Source organism: Methylomonas sp. PHL2-19, assembly GCF_059331595.1.
The window spans coordinates 1-16,188 of record NZ_CP196841.1 but is presented as its reverse complement, the minus strand read 5'-3'; the positions used below and the strand labels follow the sequence as shown (position 1 = coordinate 16,188).

Here is a 16,188-nt window from a genome sequence, read left to right as displayed (position 1 = left end):
CGGCGTTAGCCGTGTTCCGATTTATGACGCCAACGGCGACCTCGGCGGCAATCAAGGTCGTAAGTCGCAATCGATAGGACATCAATAAGCGAAGCCGTATGTTTTAGCCAGTTCCGGCCGGCACCCTCACCACCTGGCCGGAAGCCACCCCCCGTTCTAAGTCACTGCTCGCGCAGTATCTCGTCAGGCTGTAAGTCTCGGCGTTTATGAATGACCGCGAGCACTTCGATATGCGTCGTTTTGATCTCGTAAAGAATGCGGTAAGAATAGAGCGAGAGTTCACGCACAGCCTCGTCGCTCAGTTCCGGCACCGTCCGGCCAAGGTGGGGCAGTTTATCTAGTCCAATCGTTTTACTAACCAGCGCTTCAGTCACCCGCTTGGCATATAGAGGTGAATCCTGCGCAATATAGTCGTGAATGTGACGAAGTTGGGCCAATGCGTGATCGGTCCACTTTACCACGCCTGAATATCTCTCAGTACCTGTTCGGCGGGTGTGGTCTTGCGCTGTTCGGCGTCTTGTTGGCCGCGCCGGATGTTTTCCAGCACATAGAGCCGGTACATAATTTCCTCCATGTCGGCGGTATCTGGTAAACGCTGAATGGTAGCAAGGGCTTCTTGTTTAGCGGTGTGTAGTTGCATGGTGAACTTCTCCTTTAGTCGCTGATGGCATTCTAGGCTTGTCCGGCATTGGTCAGGGTAGTGTGCACATGGCGTACCTTCTGGGACACTATTCTACAGGCTGGACGCCTTCGCCACCAACTTGACCCAAGTCAACGGCCCGCGCACCGACGCCGACGGCCGTCTGATCCGCAGCGCCGCGCAGATCGGTACCCAATGGCTGGTGTCCTGCAGCAGCTACACCCCGAGCGGCAAACTGCTGAAAGCCTGGGGTCCTGGCACCACCACGGCCGACACCACCTGTCCGGCTGCGGCCGCCCCGGTCACCGTCGCCGACTACGTCTACGACAAGCTGGATCGCCTGAGCACCCTGACCGAAAACCTGCCGGCGGCCGACGGCGGCAACTGCGTCACCCAGACCGTCTACAACAGCGATGACAGTGTACAGATCCTCAAAAAAGCCGTGGGCAACGGTATAATGCGATCCGAACAACCTTATTACACCGCTCTGACTTCAAAGTGAACGCCACTTTGGGTTTGGAGCTGAGAGATAACAGCAAAGAGATTTCTAGCTTGTGGATTGCCTTTCTGGCTAAACATGCGCATCAGGCTTTTGGGTGGAGTATTGGTGACCTCGCCAAGTCGCTCAAAGCCAATCGTTGCGTTGATATAATCTCGTAAAATGGCCTTGCCGGTATCCACATCCCCGGACAAAAGGCATTCAATCCCTTCTCGCAATAATGCGTCGCGAAATTCCGTATCTTGCCCGATACGCGCTATCACAGTATCTTTGAAATTGCGGGTTAAAGTCATTTGTCACCTCTTTGGCGTTTGCGCTGTTTGTAATCAGTCCATCTGGCTTGTGCATTCTCGATGTCTTGTTGTTGCCGCTTCTTTGTACCGCCCGCCAGCAGGATCACAAGTCGCTCGCCATCTTTGCCAAAATAAATTCTGTACCCTGGTCCAGAATCGATGCGAAATTCTGATACGCCGGCACCGACACCTTTGGCATTCGAGAAATTCCCCTGTTCCAGCCGAATAATCGCGGTTGCTATCTTGGCGGCAACAGATGCATCAAGATCATTAAACCAATCCGCGAAAGGACTGCGACCATTCGTATCGGTATATTCGTGAATCTGAATCATGCCCGATAGTAACCTAAGGGTTACCGTCATTCAATGAAATTATTCCACCAACAAATACGCGCCGTAACCTGACCCAAGTCAACGGCCCGCGCACCGACGTCACCGACACCGTGGCCACCGCTTACGACAACCAACGGCGGCCGATACAGCTGACAAACGCCTTGGGTAAACTGACCAAGCAAGCTTACGACGCCGACGGCCGCCTGATCCGCAGCGCCGCGCAGATCGGTACCCAATGGCTGGTATCCTGCAACAGCTACACCCCGAGTGGCAAACTGCTGAAAGCCTGGGGTCCTGGCACCACCACGGCCGACACCACCTGTCCGGCCGCGGCCGCACCGGTCACCGTCGCCGACTACGTCTACGACAACCTGGATCGCCTGAATACCCTGACCGAAAACCTGCCGGCGGCCGACGGCGGCAACCGCGTCACCCAGACCGTCTACAACGCCGACGACAGTGTCCAGATCCTCAAAAAAGCCGTGGGCACCGGTATCGCGCAGAATTATGCGACCTACACCTACAGCAACAACGGCTTGGCCGTTACCGTCAAGGATGCCAAAAACCAGCTGACCACCTATCAATACGACGGTCACGACCGGAAACTGAAAACCTTGTATCCGGACAAAGTCACCGCCGGCGCCTCCTCGGCCACCGACTACGAACAGGTGGCCTACGACGCCAACAGCAACGTCACCAGCCTGCGCAAACGTAACGGTCAAAGCATTACCTTGGCCTACGACAACCTCAACCGTCTGCTGAGCCGGACCTATCCGACTGCCGCCGACAACATCAGCTTCAGTTACGACCTGTTGGGCCGTAAAACCGCCGCCAACAAAACCGGCTACGCCATCGGCTACGTCTACGACAACGCCGGCCGCCTGACCAGCACCACCGCCGGCGGCAAAACCCTGGCCTACCAATACGACCCGGCCGGCAACCGCACCCGCACCACCTGGCCGGAAGCCACCGCGTTCTACATCACCGCCAGCTACGACGCCCTCAACCGGCCGACCGCCCTGCTGGAGAACGGCACCGTCAGCCTGGCCAGCTATGCCTACGACGACCTGTCGCGGCGCACCACCGTCACCCTGGGTAACGGCACCACCACCGTCACCGGCTACGACGCGCAATCGGCGCTGGCCAGCCTGACCCAAAACCTGGCCGGCACCGCCCAGGACAACACCTGGAGCTACACCCGCAACCAGGTGCAAGACATCAAAGCGGCCAGCTGGACCAACAACAGCTACCAATGGACCGGCTACACCAACGGTACTCGGAGCTACACCGCCAACGGCCTGAACCAATACGCCACGGCCGCCGGCAGCACCTTAAGCTACGACGCCAACGGCAACCTGGGTGGCGACGGGGTGTGGACCTATGCCTACAACCTCGACAACCAGCTGACCAGCGCCAACAAAACCGGCTCGGCCAACAGCCTGGCCTACGACGGCGCCGGCCGCTTGAGTCAAACCACCCTGGCGGGCGTCGTCACCAACCTGAGCTACGACGGCAGCGACCTGGTGGCTGAATACAACAGCACCGGCACCCTGCTGAGACGCTACGTACACGGCCCTGGCGTTGACCAACCCTTAGTCTGGTACGAAGGCGCCGTCACCACCAACAAAACCTGGTTGTACAGCGACCACCAAGGCAGCATCGTCGCCACCGCCAACAGTGCCGGCACCAGTACCGCCACCTTGAGCTACGGCCCTTACGGCGAACCGAATGCCACCACCGGCGTCCGCTTCCGCTACACCGGCCAGCAGCTGATTGGCCCGCTCAACCTGTACTACTACAAAGCCCGGATGTACTCGCCCGCCATCGGCCGGTTCTTGCAGACCGATCCGATTGGCTACCAAGACGGCTTGAATCTGTATGCGTATGTGGGGAATAATCCGTTTAACAGAACCGATCCGAGCGGAAATATTACATTTACTATGACTGGCCAGCTCAGCCTGCCTGGTTGGATGGGTGATATAGCAAATAAAATTGGGCTAACTAATTTTGGTGGCGATAGATCCGTCCAAATCGGGGTGGCTGAGTCTTTCCCATTGTTTGACGGCGCTGAACGTGACAGTGGCCTAATTATATCGGGTGGCGCTGGGGGCGGCGAAAGCGTCCCATTTAGTGGGAGTAGTAACTTATATGGGATTGGCTCTCTCAACCTTAGTGTCGGAATTTCGCCGGGGTCGGTTAAAGATCTTGCAGGTAGAGACAATGTGATGAGCTTAACTTTTCCTGGTGTATCTGGAGGTTTGAGTTTTAATGCTCAAACCGGTTCATATAGTGGATTGTCCTTCGGTACTGGAGCCGGATTCAGTTTTGGTGCGCAAGAAACACTAACAGGTATTTACAGCATGAAAAATGGATTTATTGGTTATTCTGGTGCGACAACTGCTGCGCCAACTACGAACAACGTTAATGGGTTAGCTGGGATGAGTTTTGGATCGAATTGTAATTAGGTGAAACTAGAGAATTAATATATAGTCAGTCGTTATTTTGTGCTGGGGCTGCGTTCAGTTTTGGTGAACAATAAACATCACATGTGTTTTATTATGAATAATTTTCTTATTGATTACGATGGCAACAGTTCGATAGTGAATGGTTTTGTTCCTTGCTCGAATAGTTCTAACGTAAATCAAATTCTTTATGCTTAAAATAAGTAAATTATTTTATACTGGATTTTTATGGAATTCATATTAGCTACCAGGTTGATAGATGCTGCGGCTTTCGTGTTTCTCTTGGGCGGATCGATCATTATATTTAAAATGTCGATAAGATCTGGAAAGCCTATCTTTAGGATAATTCTCGGATTTGAAAAAAATCCATTTGTTTTGTTAACAACAACCAAGGAAAAAATTGTTATAGGCGTCTTATTTATTTTTTCCTTTGTTATGTTTTATTTTTCGACTCATGGAGTTAGCACTGTAGGAGATTTATTTTTTAAAAAATAAACCCAATCGGGTCGGGGTGACGGGATTTCGCCGATCAGCTCTCCCACACCACCGGACATGCGGTTTTCCGCAGCCGGTGGTTGAACCCGACGACTTCTTATGACGTCGCAAAATCTGATGGCACCCACAACCCTATAACGTGCGCCGTTAGGATGCTGTCGTCAGGCGCATCGATCGCGACGCCGACGGCCGTCTGATCCGCAGCGCCGCGCAGATCGGTACCCAATGGCTGGTATCCTGCAACAGCTACACTCCGAGCGGTAAACTGCTGAAAGCCTGGGGGCCTGGCACCACCACGGTCGACGGCGGCAACCGCGTCACCCAGACCGTCTACAACAGCGACGACAGTGTCCAGATCGTCAAAAAAGCCGTGGGTAGTGCGCTGGCACAGAATTATGCGACCTACACCTACAGCAACAACGGCCTGCCGCTCACCGTCAAGGATGCCAAAAACCAGCTGACCACCTATCAATACGACGGTCACGACCGGAAACTGAAAACCCTGTATCCGGACAAAGTCACCGCCGGCGCCTCCTCGGCGACCGACTACGAACAGGTGGCCTACGACGCCAACAGCAACGTCACCAGCCTGCGCAAACGTAACGGTCAAAGCATTACCTTGGCCTACGACAACCTCAACCGTCTGCTGAGCCGGACCTATCCGACTGCCGCCGACAACATCAGCTTCAGTTACGACCTGTTGGGCCGTAAAACCGCCGCCAACAAAACCGGCTACGTCTACGACAACGCCGGCCGCCTGACCAGCACCACCGCCGGCGGCAAAACCCTGGCCTACCAATACGACCCGGCCGGCAACCGCACCCGCACCACCTGGCCGGAAGCGACCGCGTTCTACATCACCGCCAGCTACGACGCCCTCAACCGGCCGACCGCCCTGCTGGAGAACGGCACCGTCAGCCTGGCCAGCTACGCCTACGACGACCTGTCGCGGCGCACCACCGTCACCCTGGGTAACGGCACCACCACCGTCACCGGCTACGACGCGCAATCGGCGTTGGCCAGCCTGACCCAAAACCTGGCCGGCACCGCCCAGGACAACACCTGGAGCTACACCCGCAACCAGGTGCAAGACATCAAAGCGGCCAGCTGGACCAACAACAGCTACCAATGGACCGGCTACACCAACGGCACGCGCAGCTACACCGCCAACGGCCTGAACCAATACGCCACGGCCGCCGGCAGCACCCTGAGCTACGACGCCAACGGCAACCTGGGTGGCGATGGGGTGTGGACCTACGCTTACAACCTCGACAACCAACTGACCAGCGCCAACAAAACCGGCTCGGCCAACAGCCTGGCCTACGACGGCGCCGGCCGCTTGAGCCAAACCACCCTGGCGGGTGTCGTCACCAACCTGAGCTACGACGGCAGCGACCTGGTGGCTGAATACAACAGCACCGGCACCCTGCTGAGACGCTACGTACACGGCCCTGGCGTTGACCAACCCTTAGTCTGGTACGAAGGCGCCGTCACCACCAACAAAACCTGGTTGTACAGCGACCACCAAGGCAGCATCGTCGCCACCGCCAACAGTGCCGGCACCAGTACCGCCACCTTGAGCTACGGCCCCTATGGCGAACCGAATGCCACCACCGGCGTCAGGTTCCGCTACACCGGCCAGCAGCTGTTAGGCCCGCTGAACCTGTACTACTACAAAGCGCGGATGTACTCGCCGGCGATTGGCCGCTTCCTGCAAACTGATCCGATTGGCTACCAGGATGGCTTGAATCTGTATGCCTATGTGGGGAATAATCCGTTTAATCGGAATGATCCCAGTGGGAAATTGTCTCAAGGAACGGTTGATTTCTTTGCTGGATTTGGAGACACGATTTTGTTGGGATTTGGTGACGATCTTCGTAATGTTCTTGATATTGATGGTGGTATAAACTACAACTCACAAGAATATTCTGCTGGTGAGTATGCCGGTATTGCGACAAGCTTTGCTACAGGAGTAGCCGGTGGAGTAAGAGCTGCTGGTACACGAGGCGCTGGTTTGGAGTTTTCTCATTGGATCCCTGCTAGATCTGGAGGCCCCCGTTCTATTTTTAATGGAAACTTTGTTTCAAAAGAAACTCACGCATTGTCTGATCCATATCGTTATCGATTCATGTCCAGATCGTGGAAAGCGGAAAATCCAATGCCTAGTGTTATTTCTCAGCAGTGGACACGACTACCAAATGTTTACAAAGGGGCTGTGTCAGGCGGTTTATATGGAACGTTAGGTGCCGCTATGTCGGGGAATAGTTCATATAATAATTCTATGTTTGATAGTGTAAACCTTAGTGCCGCTAAAAAATAAATGCTAGATTTTTTTAAGAACATGCTTGGGATAAATTGCGGATTATCTAAATTGGAAGTATTGATTCTAGATACTGTGCGCAACAATATTGATCCTTCTATGATTAACTTATGGGATAGACAGCTGCAAGCGATAAATAAAATTCAGCGTCTTCCTGGTGGCGTTGAGGTAAATTTTTATAGAATGAAAAATGGGAAGCCGAATTTTGATGGCAATATTGCATTTCCTAATAAATCAGATGAATATGAAATAGCGAAAGTATATCTTCGGATAGAAAATAGTTCGATTGAGAATGTAGCTTCTGTATGGTGTGTTAAAGGTTTGATTTTTTCAATTGAATACACAAGCTGTGCAGATTATTTTGAAGAAGTTATTGCAATGGATCCAATGCCAGAAATTTCTATTAAATGCATACTGAATCAGTAACTTAAAATCAGCGTAGGTCCGAATAGCGAAGCGTATTCGGACGCATGTGATTAAAAAAAACGCCGCCTGACCAGCACCACCGCCGGCGGCAAAACCCTGGCCTACCAATACGACCCGGCCGGCACCCGCACCCGCACCACCTGGCCGGAAGCCACCGCGTTCTACATCACGGCCAGCTACGACGCCCTCAACCGGCCGACCGCCCTGCTGGAGAACGGCACCGTCAGCCTGGCCAGCTATGCCTACGACGACCTGTCGCGGCGCACCACCGTCACCCTGGGTAACGGCACCACCACCGTCACCGGCTACGACGCGCAATCGGCGTTGGCCAGCCTGACCCAAAACCTGGCCGGCACCGCCCAGGACAACACCTGGAGCTACACCCGCAACCAGGTGCAAGACATCAAAGCGGCCAGCTGGAGCAACAACAGCTACCAATGGACCGGCTACACCAACGGCACCCGCAGCTACACCGCCAACGGCCTGAACCAATACGCCACGGCCGCCGGCAGCACCTTAAGCTACGACGCCAACGGCAACCTCGGCGGCGACGGCGTGTGGACCTACGCTTACAACCTCGACAACCAACTGACCAGCGCCAACAAAACCGGCTCGGCCAACAGCCTGGCCTACGACGGCGCCGGCCGCTTGAGCCAAACCACCCTGGCCGGCGTCGTCACCAACCTGAGCTACGACGGCAGCGACTTGGTGGCTGAATACAACAGTACCGGCACCTTGCTGAGACGCTACGTACACGGCCCCGGCGTCGACCAACCCCTGGTCTGGTACGAAGGCGCCGTCACCACCAACAAAACCTGGCTGTACAGCGACCACCAAGGCAGCATCGTCGCCACCGCCAACAGTGCCGGCACCAGTACGGCGATCTTAAGCTACGGCCCCTATGGCGAACCCAATGCCACCACCGGCGTCCGCTTCCGCTACACCGGTCAGCAGCTGCTGGGACCGCTCAACCTGTACTACTACAAAGCCCGGATGTACTCGCCCGCGATTGGCCGGTTCTTGCAGACCGATCCGATTGGCTACCAAGACGGCTTGAATCTGTATGCGTATGTGGGGAATAATCCGTTTAACCGGCGCGATCCAAGCGGTTTATTTCTCGAAACTGCCTGGGACGTTGCGAATATTGCTTTGGGGGCCACATCGCTTGCCGCGAATGTTAGCCAAGGCAATTGGGGCTGGGCCACTTTGGATGCTGCTGGTCTTATCTATGACGGAGTGGCAACCGCCATACCGTTCTTGCCGGCAGGCGTCAGTGCAGGCTTGAAATCCTTGGAAGCTGGGAATTCAATTCGAACATCCGCTCAAATCGGATACGATGTGTCTCAAGTTGCCGATGTAGCGCATCAAGTCACGCGGATGGCACCGACAACTTCAAATGCGGCGGTGCAAGGATCGCGCTATCACGATACGGTTGGGAATATCTTGAACGACGGAAACATATTGAGTTCCGGAGCGGCCAATGCTTTTACAGGGGCAAATCGCGCTAAAGGTGGGCCAGATATATCATGGGGTGGTTCTAATCTTTGGGCAGATTTAACGACGAAAGGGGAGTGGACGAAGCATGTCAACAAATATACAGGCGATTATGGTTTAGGAATCCCATTATTTTATGAGCGGGGCGTTGGTTTAACCAATGTCAATAGGCTTTACAGTGGTGCGAGTGTAGGTTTGGCAGGGATACAATTAGGAGCGTCATCTATTTCTGGTAGAAAATAATAAGTGTCAGTAAGCAAAGGTCTTTATTGAATTATCGTTGGTCGAGAAACCCGTTATTCTCCGTGGTTTCTCGGTCGAAAAAAAGTTTCCGGATTTTTCCTCTAACTAGCGAATAATTTATGGCGGTAATTAAAGGTTTATTCTTCATAGTCCTAGGTTTAGAGACAAAACAAGGGCCATGGTGGTTAGGTAGCAAGAAGGTTTACTATTATTTACCGCCATCACTTGAACAGCTTCAGGCATTAGCAAATCAACGTAGTGATATTGTCCTTAAAGAAAGTGACACAGGCAGTAGAGCAGAGAGAGACACCTTAGTATTAGATCCGACCGGGAATATTTCCGGTAAGCTCTATTTGTCAAAAAGTCATCTTATGACAAAGAATCCCGATGAGAACACATTAAATTGGATGATCGATATCGCGAAACAGCTGAACGGACGGGTCAAAGATAATCGAAGCAGAACCTATCGCTCATCTGATGATTATTATGTCGATCCTAAAGATGAAGAGGTGGTTAAGCATAACGCTAGTCTCTGAACCCGTAAGCCACAATTGGTAGCCCGCGTAGGTCCGAATAGCGGAGCGTATTCGGACGCATGTAATTAAAATGCCGCCTGACCAGCACCACGGCCGGCGGCAAAACCCTGGCCTACCAGTACGACCCGGCCGGCACCCGCACCCGCACCACCTGGCCGGAAGCCACCGCGTTCTACATTACCGCCAGCTACGATGCCCTGAACCGGCCGACCGCCCTGCTGGAGAATGGCACCGTCAGCCTGGCCAGCTATGCCTACGACGACCTGTCGCGGCGTACCACCGGCTACGGTTACGACACCCAATCGGCGCTGGCCAGCCTGACCCAAAACCTGGCCGGCACCGCCCAGGACTACACCTGGAGCTACACCCGCAACCAGGTGCAAGACATCAAAGCGGCCAGCTGGACTAACGACAGCTACCAATGGACCGGCTACACCAACGGCACCCGCAGCTACACCGCTAACGGCCTGAACCAATACGCCACGGCCGCCGGCAGCACCCTGAGCTACGACGCCAACGGCAACCTGGGTGGCGATGGGGTGTGGACCTATGCCTATTTAATGCCCTTTAGGGTACAACCTCGACAATCAACTGACCAGCGCCAACAAAACCGGCTCGGCCAACAGCCTGGCTTATGATGGCGCCGGCCGCTTGAGTCAAACCACCCTGGCGGGCGTCGTCACCAACCTGAGCTACGACGGCAGCGACCTGGTGGCTGAATACAACAGCACCGGCACCCTGCTGAGACGTTACGTACACGGCCCTGGCGTTGACCAACCCTTAGTCTGGTACGAAGGCGCCGTCACCACCAACAAAACCTGGCTGTACAGCGACCACCAAGGCAGCATCGTCGCCACCGCCAACAGTGCCGGCACCAGTACCGCCACCTTGAGCTACGGCCCTTACGGCGAACCCAATGCCACCACCGGCGTCAGGTTCCGCTACACCGGCCAGCAGTTGCTGGGACCGCTGAACCTGTACTACTACAAAGCCCGGATGTACTCGCCCGCGATTGGAAGGTTCTTGCAGACCGATCCGATTGGCTACCAAGACGGCTTGAATCTGTATGCGTATGTGGGGAATAATCCGTTTAATCGGAATGATCCCAGTGGGTTGATTGCGGCTGATATGAATATGCTCGGCGGCAAAATTGGCGGGTATTTGGATGGTGCCAATTTGCCGTCGCTTAACCCTAGCTTTGTAAATGCCACTGCGGGATTTGGCGACGGAATATCCAGTGTCGCGACGCTAGGTATGTATTCAACCGCAAATCTTCGTAATAGCTTGGGTATTAATGGGGGCGTAGATCAATCCTCTGCTTCATATGCCGGTGGCAAATATGCTGGATATGCTTGGGGTGCCGGGACGCTTATCGCTACTGGGGCAGCTGGTTCTACAGGAAAAAGTGCAAGTGAAGCCTTTTTTGAAGAAACTACTTTGCATCCACGAGTTTTAAAGCAATTTGAGAGCGGAGATAATCATGCGTTTCCCGCTCTTATTGACGAGCTCGCTGCGGAATATGGAACAGTTGCAAGAACTGTTGATAGCAGGGGTAATGCTGTTGAAATGTTAACTATAGATGGTTCACGTAATGGCGTTCCAGGCGTTTATGAATATATAAAAAATGGTTCAAATCAGATCTATCATAGATTTTTTAATCCAACACATTAATTATGAGCGATAGTAATTGTGGGGAATTAAACGCATTCCTAATAAATAATGGTTTTTCTTTGGCTGATTATGGGTCATCAGAATTTGGATTAAATCGAGCTGATTCAATTGCATTTTTGGAGTTACTTTTCAAGAATATGCGGACTCCTCTTGGAATAGAAGTTTGGAGGCGTCATGGTAATAGGTTTGTTATTGATTCTCTTGGTGGGTGGTATTGTGAAAGTTTTGAACTTAATACAGCCATTAAGTCCGCAAAGGAGTTTTTAACCTCATCAATTTTTTCAGATGATGATTTAATGACAATTCAGTTTGATTGATTTTACTGTTTGTAGAGCGCCCTTTTACGGTGTATCTGGGAACGGGTGTCGCGCCGTATGTTTTAGAGCCGTAGCAGGCGCTATTCAGGGCGCAGGACTCGGAGCGACTGCCGGAGGATTTCTCGGCGCCGCTGCGGCCGATCTATATTATCCACTATGGCAAGAATGGCGCACACATTGTTCCATCGCGACCATAGAGTGATCGAAGGCTAACAATGAATAGCACACTGACTGAATATCCTTCATTAGTTCTTTCTGTAAATAGAGCCCTTTGGGGAGAAGCATCATGTTCTCTTCGTTCAGTACAAGCGGAGTATCAAGAATCAGAAATACACTTGTACTGCTTTTATGATGGAGAAATATCGGAAGAGGATGTTGAGGCTATGAGTTCGGTGGCTAGCTTGGTAGCCGCCGATTTTCCTCATCACAATGTCTATGAGCATTGTATTAGGATAGATTGTCCGAATCCTTTGTTATATGAGAAAGATCGTCACATCGTGTTCTTAAGAAAAGAGGCATAAACCCGATAACGTGCGCGGATAGATGCCGCCGTCAGGTGCATCGCCTACGACGCCGACGGCCGTCTGATCCGCAGCGCCGCGCAGATCGGTACCCAATGGCTGGTATCCTGCAACAGCTACACCCCGAGTGGCAAACTGCTGAAAGCCTGGGGTCCTGGCACCACCACGGCCGACACCACCTGTCCGGCCGCGGCCGCACCGGTCACCGTCGCCGACTACGTCTACGACAACCTGGATCGCCTGAATACCCTGACCGAAAACCTGCCGGCGGCCGACGGCGGCAACCGCGTCACCCAGACCGTCTACAACGCCGACGACAGTGTCCAGATCCTCAAAAAAGCCGTGGGCACCGGTATCGCGCAGAATTATGCGACCTACACCTACAGCAACAACGGCTTGGCCGTTACCGTCAAGGATGCCAAAAACCAGCTGACCACCTATCAATACGACGGTCACGACCGGAAACTGAAAACCTTGTATCCGGACAAAGTCACCGCCGGCGCCTCCTCGGCCACCGACTACGAACAGGTGGCCTACGACGCCAACAGCAACGTCACCAGCCTGCGCAAACGTAACGGTCAAAGCATTACCTTGGCCTACGACAACCTCAACCGTCTGCTGAGCCGGACCTATCCGACTGCCGCCGACAACATCAGCTTCAGTTACGACCTGTTGGGCCGTAAAACCGCCGCCAACAAAACCGGCTACGCCATCGGCTACGTCTACGACAACGCCGGCCGCCTGACCAGCACCACCGCCGGCGTTGTAGACCGTCTGGGTGATGCGGTTGCCGTCGTCGGCCACCGGCAGGTTTTCGGTCAGGGTGTTCAGCCTATCCAGGTTGTCGTAGACGTAGTCGGCGACGATCACCGGCGCGGCGGCGGCCGGACAGGTGGTGTCTAACGCGGTTTGCGCGGGACCCCAGGCTTTCAGCAGTTTGCCGCTCGGGGTGTAGCTGTTACAGGACACCAGCCATTGGGTACCGATCTGCGCCGCGCTACGGATCAGACGGCTGTCGGCGTCGCGAACGATGCGCCTCCTACCGTCGGCACATCCTATCGGCGCACGTTATCGGGTTATGGGTGCCATCAGATATTGCGACGATATAAGGAGTCGCCGGGTTCAACCGCCGGATGCGGAAAACCACATGTCCGGTGGTGTGGGAGAGGTGACGGGCGCAATCCCGTCACCCCGACCCGATCGGCCTTGCATGTTACGGGTTACCGATTGCGACCTACGGCCTCAGACTAAAAATCGGGGAAACCTCATCAGTTATCACAGGAAAGAAAGGCTTCCAACAAAGAACATCCCAATTCTTCGGCAACAAATTTACATTGGATTGACTTTTCAGGAAGTGATATTCCCCCATTGTTTTCATATTTACTAGACGGTTCCATAGTAACTAAATCTTTTTCATATTTAATTCCAACAGCTTTTGCACCTTTTGCTAGCGTTGCCCATGTTTTAACTCCCACGGCCTCTAGCATCGGAGCTTGAATCGCTTTCCATTCTGTTTGAGTAGGATGCCTTACACCTTCAGACGATTGATTTAAGGCTTCAAGAATTTTTTCACCAAGTTCATCTGTTTGAGTTTCATCAATGACATGTACAGTACCCAATGCGACCCAAATTCCAGCAGTTGTTAGCGAATAACCCTGAATAAAAATTTTGCCCTTTCTTAAAATGGCAGACGCACGTTTCATTAATTGACCCTACTATTGAATTCTAAAGCTAATCTATGAGCTAAGGATATTTAATTAAATTTACACAAACACCACAAGATGTACCATATTCGATTATTTGATTTAGAACCCCTTGTTGCGCGGCGGTACCAGAGTTCGGTATAGCAATATCAAGAGCCTTACCGGTAATTTGTCCCTCATTAATTATCGCGCCTGCCCAACCCTGTGAGCCTGTCCCAGCATAATTAGCAACACTATTCACATACTTTGTAAGTGTATTGCTCAGCGTAGACATATTCTGATAAGACGCCGCATTAAGATCGACGCTTTTTATGCTAGTAGCTACCCCATTTACAAACTTATCGATTACAGGGAAATTACTCGGTAAATTTTGGCCTAGAGCTTGTTCAATTGCCTGTCCTCTTGCAAAAGGATTTAAACTCCAAACACCACTATCTGCAACGGCATTACTAGTGATAGACCCTGTTCCTCCTAAAGTTAGCATAGGTACAGTAAAGGACATACTTATTGCTGGGTTGTTCTGAGAAACCCCGTAAAAAGCACTAGCCGTCGTGTTTAACTCCGTCATGTAGTTGCCCGCCAGCATCCTTGCATCAGCCGCAATCAACCCACTGGGATCATTCCGGTTAAACGGATTATTCCCCACATACGCATACAGATTCAAGCCGTCTTGGTAGCCAATCGGATCGGTCTGCAAGAACCGGCCAATCGCGGGCGAGTACATCCGGGCTTTGTAGTAGTACAGGTTCAGTGGGCCTAACAGCTGCTGACCGGTGTAGCGGAACCTGACGCCGGTGGTGGCATTCGGTTCGCCATAAGGGCCGTAGCTCAAGGTGGCGGTACTGGTGCCGGCACTGTTGGCGGTGGCGACAATGCTGCCTTGGTGGTCGCTGTACAGCCAGGTTTTGTTGGTGGTGACGGCGCCTTCGTACCAGACTAAGGGTTGGTCAACGCCTGGGCCGTGTACGTAGCGTCTCAGCAGGGTGCCGGTGCTGTTGTATTCAGCCACCAGGTCGCTGCCGTCGTAGCTCAGGTTGGTGATAACACCGGCCAGGGTGGTTTGACTCAAGCGGCCGGCGCCGTCGTAGGCCAGGCTGTTGGCCGAGCCGGTTTTGTTGGCGCTGGTCAGCTGGTTGTCGAGGTTGTAAGCGTAAGTCCACACGCCGTCACCACCCAGGTTGCCGTTGGCGTCGTAGCTTAAGGTGCTGCCGGCGGCCGTGGCGTATTGGTTCAGGCCGTTGGCGGTGTAGCTGCGGGTGCCGTTGGTGTAGCCGGTCCATTGGTAGCTGTTGTTGGTCCAGCTGGCCGCTTTGATGTCTTGCACCTGGTTGCGGGTGTAGCTCCAGGTGTTGTCCTGGGCGGTGCCGGCCAGGTTTTGGGTCAGGCTGGCCAGCGCCGACTGGGTGTCGTAACCGGTGACGGTGGTGGTGCCGTTACCCAGGGTGACGGTGGTGCGCCGCGACAGGTCGTCGTAGGCGTAGCTGGCCGCGATTGGTTAACATGCGGCGCAATACGGCGTTGCCTATTGACGCCCTACCGATTGCGACTTACGGCCTTGCGCGGCGCTGCGGATCAGACGGCCGTCGGCGTCGCGAACGATGCGCCTCCTACCGTCGGCACATCTTATCGGATTATCCGACTGCGGCCGACAACATCAGCTTATTGCGGTTATTCAATTTTTGACAGATTAAAAAAGCAGCTAAGAGATTTGCAGACAATCTCTATTTCGCTCTCTGGATAAGTTTCATCTTCTGCGACTAAATCATGAGGTATGCGAACTAAAGCAGGATCTTCCAAATTACTCCCCTTCATTTTTAAAAAATAAGGATCGCCAGAACCAGTTAGACATGCGGCAATTGGAAGATAGCCAATATTTGAAACAACTTTTCCTGGATAAGCCAATAGCGCCTCTTCAATCATTTGATCAGCATTAAACCACTTTAAATCTACACCTAGCCCAGATTCATCAAATTTTTCATCAAGTGAAAAACAGACACCAGATAAAGGGTAATTCTGCAAAAGGTCTGTGAACCACTCTGGCAATAATTCCGATGGCAAATTATTAACCAGCTTATCAGCTTCCGATTTGGTTACTTTCGAACCATTGAGAGAGGATTGTATTTTTTGCAACGCTGTTATCGCGTTCATTTGCATTCCAGCCCACGTAGAGAATAGCGCAGCCTATTCGGACGCATGTGATTAAAATGCCTCATGCGTCGAAAAACTGCTAGCGTCG

At 53.1% G+C, this 16,188-nt stretch carries 19 protein-coding genes; 11 read left to right on the top strand and 8 right to left on the bottom strand.

The window, feature by feature from the left end:
• Positions 1-161 precede the first annotated feature (161 nt).
• Together ACR02O_RS23285 and ACR02O_RS23280 are read right to left on the bottom strand one after the other, a co-directional pair.
• The gene (locus tag ACR02O_RS23285) at positions 162-437 is read right to left on the bottom strand and encodes a type II toxin-antitoxin system RelE/ParE family toxin (protein ID WP_415878824.1); all 276 of its coding nucleotides are present in this window, start codon (positions 435-437) and stop codon (positions 162-164) included.
• 17 nt (positions 438-454) lie between these two features.
• Entirely contained in the window at positions 455-640 is a 186-nt protein-coding gene (locus ACR02O_RS23280) for a hypothetical protein (RefSeq protein ID WP_415878825.1), read from the bottom strand.
• Between the two features lie 121 nt (positions 641-761).
• Between ACR02O_RS23280 and ACR02O_RS23275 the strand changes: the two genes are divergently transcribed.
• The gene (locus ACR02O_RS23275; RefSeq protein ID WP_415878826.1) at positions 762-1,142 is read left to right on the top strand and encodes a hypothetical protein; all 381 of its coding nucleotides are present in this window, start codon (positions 762-764) and stop codon (positions 1,140-1,142) included.
• Here ACR02O_RS23275 and ACR02O_RS23270 read toward each other — a convergent pair.
• Positions 1,118-1,432: a transcriptional regulator gene (locus tag ACR02O_RS23270; protein WP_415878827.1), complete on the bottom strand. Its 315-nt coding sequence runs from the start codon at positions 1,430-1,432 to the stop codon at positions 1,118-1,120. The two genes, ACR02O_RS23275 and ACR02O_RS23270, sit on opposite strands and share 25 nt — an antisense overlap.
• On the bottom strand, positions 1,429-1,764 hold the full coding sequence (locus tag ACR02O_RS23265) for a type II toxin-antitoxin system RelE/ParE family toxin (RefSeq protein ID WP_494523496.1): 336 nt from the start codon (positions 1,762-1,764) through the stop codon (positions 1,429-1,431). Before ACR02O_RS23265 ends, ACR02O_RS23270 begins: the two co-directional genes overlap by 4 nt.
• Positions 1,765-1,874: 110 nt before the next feature.
• On the opposite strand from ACR02O_RS23265, the gene ACR02O_RS23260 reads away from it, so the two are divergent.
• The 5 genes from ACR02O_RS23260 (at position 1,875) to ACR02O_RS23240 (ending at position 9,740) form a co-directional block, all read left to right on the top strand.
• Positions 1,875-4,229 (top strand): RHS repeat-associated core domain-containing protein, encoded by a 2,355-nt coding sequence (locus ACR02O_RS23260; RefSeq protein ID WP_494523495.1) that lies wholly within the window; start codon positions 1,875-1,877, stop codon positions 4,227-4,229.
• Positions 4,230-5,091: 862 nt separating this feature from the next.
• Entirely contained in the window at positions 5,092-7,041 is a 1,950-nt protein-coding gene (locus ACR02O_RS23255) for an RHS repeat-associated core domain-containing protein (RefSeq protein WP_494523494.1), read from the top strand.
• A 51-nt stretch (positions 7,042-7,092) separates the two neighbouring features.
• Entirely contained in the window at positions 7,093-7,467 is a 375-nt protein-coding gene (locus ACR02O_RS23250; RefSeq protein ID WP_494523493.1) for a hypothetical protein, read from the top strand.
• 324 nt (positions 7,468-7,791) lie between these two features.
• On the top strand, positions 7,792-9,204 hold the full coding sequence (locus ACR02O_RS23245; protein WP_253734428.1) for an RHS repeat-associated core domain-containing protein: 1,413 nt from the start codon (positions 7,792-7,794) through the stop codon (positions 9,202-9,204).
• 119 nt (positions 9,205-9,323) lie between these two features.
• A complete protein-coding gene (locus tag ACR02O_RS23240; protein WP_171695399.1) occupies positions 9,324-9,740 on the top strand; it encodes a hypothetical protein in 417 nt (138 codons plus the stop codon).
• A 65-nt stretch (positions 9,741-9,805) separates the two neighbouring features.
• Here the strand turns inward: ACR02O_RS23240 and ACR02O_RS23235 are convergent, their stop codons facing one another.
• Positions 9,806-10,123, bottom strand: a complete 318-nt coding sequence (locus tag ACR02O_RS23235; protein ID WP_494523492.1) for a hypothetical protein — start codon at positions 10,121-10,123, stop codon at positions 9,806-9,808.
• Between ACR02O_RS23235 and ACR02O_RS23230 the strand changes: the two genes are divergently transcribed.
• The 5 genes from ACR02O_RS23230 (at position 10,118) to ACR02O_RS23210 (ending at position 13,152) form a co-directional block, all read left to right on the top strand.
• The gene (locus ACR02O_RS23230) at positions 10,118-10,378 is read left to right on the top strand and encodes a hypothetical protein (protein ID WP_494523491.1); all 261 of its coding nucleotides are present in this window, start codon (positions 10,118-10,120) and stop codon (positions 10,376-10,378) included. The genes ACR02O_RS23235 and ACR02O_RS23230 overlap by 6 nt on opposite strands.
• Before the next feature lie 13 nt (positions 10,379-10,391).
• On the top strand, positions 10,392-11,411 hold the full coding sequence (locus tag ACR02O_RS23225) for an RHS repeat-associated core domain-containing protein (RefSeq protein ID WP_494523490.1): 1,020 nt from the start codon (positions 10,392-10,394) through the stop codon (positions 11,409-11,411).
• Positions 11,412-11,413: 2 nt separating this feature from the next.
• Positions 11,414-11,728: a hypothetical protein gene (locus ACR02O_RS23220; protein WP_494523489.1), complete on the top strand. Its 315-nt coding sequence runs from the start codon at positions 11,414-11,416 to the stop codon at positions 11,726-11,728.
• 215 nt (positions 11,729-11,943) lie between these two features.
• Positions 11,944-12,249, top strand: a complete 306-nt coding sequence (locus ACR02O_RS23215; protein ID WP_494523488.1) for a MafI2 family immunity protein — start codon at positions 11,944-11,946, stop codon at positions 12,247-12,249.
• Between the two features lie 342 nt (positions 12,250-12,591).
• Positions 12,592-13,152 (top strand): hypothetical protein, encoded by a 561-nt coding sequence (locus ACR02O_RS23210; RefSeq protein WP_494523487.1) that lies wholly within the window; start codon positions 12,592-12,594, stop codon positions 13,150-13,152.
• A 365-nt stretch (positions 13,153-13,517) separates the two neighbouring features.
• Here the strand turns inward: ACR02O_RS23210 and ACR02O_RS23205 are convergent, their stop codons facing one another.
• From ACR02O_RS23205 to ACR02O_RS23195, 3 genes are all read right to left on the bottom strand, one after another.
• On the bottom strand, positions 13,518-13,952 hold the full coding sequence (locus tag ACR02O_RS23205; protein ID WP_494523486.1) for a contact-dependent growth inhibition system immunity protein: 435 nt from the start codon (positions 13,950-13,952) through the stop codon (positions 13,518-13,520).
• Between the two features lie 40 nt (positions 13,953-13,992).
• Positions 13,993-15,276, bottom strand: a complete 1,284-nt coding sequence (locus ACR02O_RS23200) for an endonuclease toxin domain-containing protein (protein WP_494523485.1) — start codon at positions 15,274-15,276, stop codon at positions 13,993-13,995.
• A gap of 344 nt (positions 15,277-15,620) precedes the next feature.
• The gene (locus ACR02O_RS23195) at positions 15,621-16,100 is read right to left on the bottom strand and encodes a hypothetical protein (protein WP_494523484.1); all 480 of its coding nucleotides are present in this window, start codon (positions 16,098-16,100) and stop codon (positions 15,621-15,623) included.
• Positions 16,101-16,188 lie beyond the last annotated feature (88 nt).

Coding starts and splice junctions, on each gene's coding strand:
- ACR02O_RS23280 (WP_415878825.1), bottom strand. CDS start 640: ATGCAACTACACACCGCTAAACAAGAAGCCCTTGCTACCATTCAGCGT.
- ACR02O_RS23270 (WP_415878827.1), bottom strand. CDS start 1,432: ATGACTTTAACCCGCAATTTCAAAGATACTGTGATAGCGCGTATCGGG.
- ACR02O_RS23265 (WP_494523496.1), bottom strand. CDS start 1,764: ATGATTCAGATTCACGAATATACCGATACGAATGGTCGCAGTCCTTTC.
- ACR02O_RS23240 (WP_171695399.1), top strand. CDS start 9,324: ATGGCGGTAATTAAAGGTTTATTCTTCATAGTCCTAGGTTTAGAGACA.
- ACR02O_RS23220 (WP_494523489.1), top strand. CDS start 11,414: ATGAGCGATAGTAATTGTGGGGAATTAAACGCATTCCTAATAAATAAT.
- ACR02O_RS23215 (WP_494523488.1), top strand. CDS start 11,944: ATGAATAGCACACTGACTGAATATCCTTCATTAGTTCTTTCTGTAAAT.
- ACR02O_RS23205 (WP_494523486.1), bottom strand. CDS start 13,952: ATGAAACGTGCGTCTGCCATTTTAAGAAAGGGCAAAATTTTTATTCAG.
- ACR02O_RS23195 (WP_494523484.1), bottom strand. CDS start 16,100: ATGAACGCGATAACAGCGTTGCAAAAAATACAATCCTCTCTCAATGGT.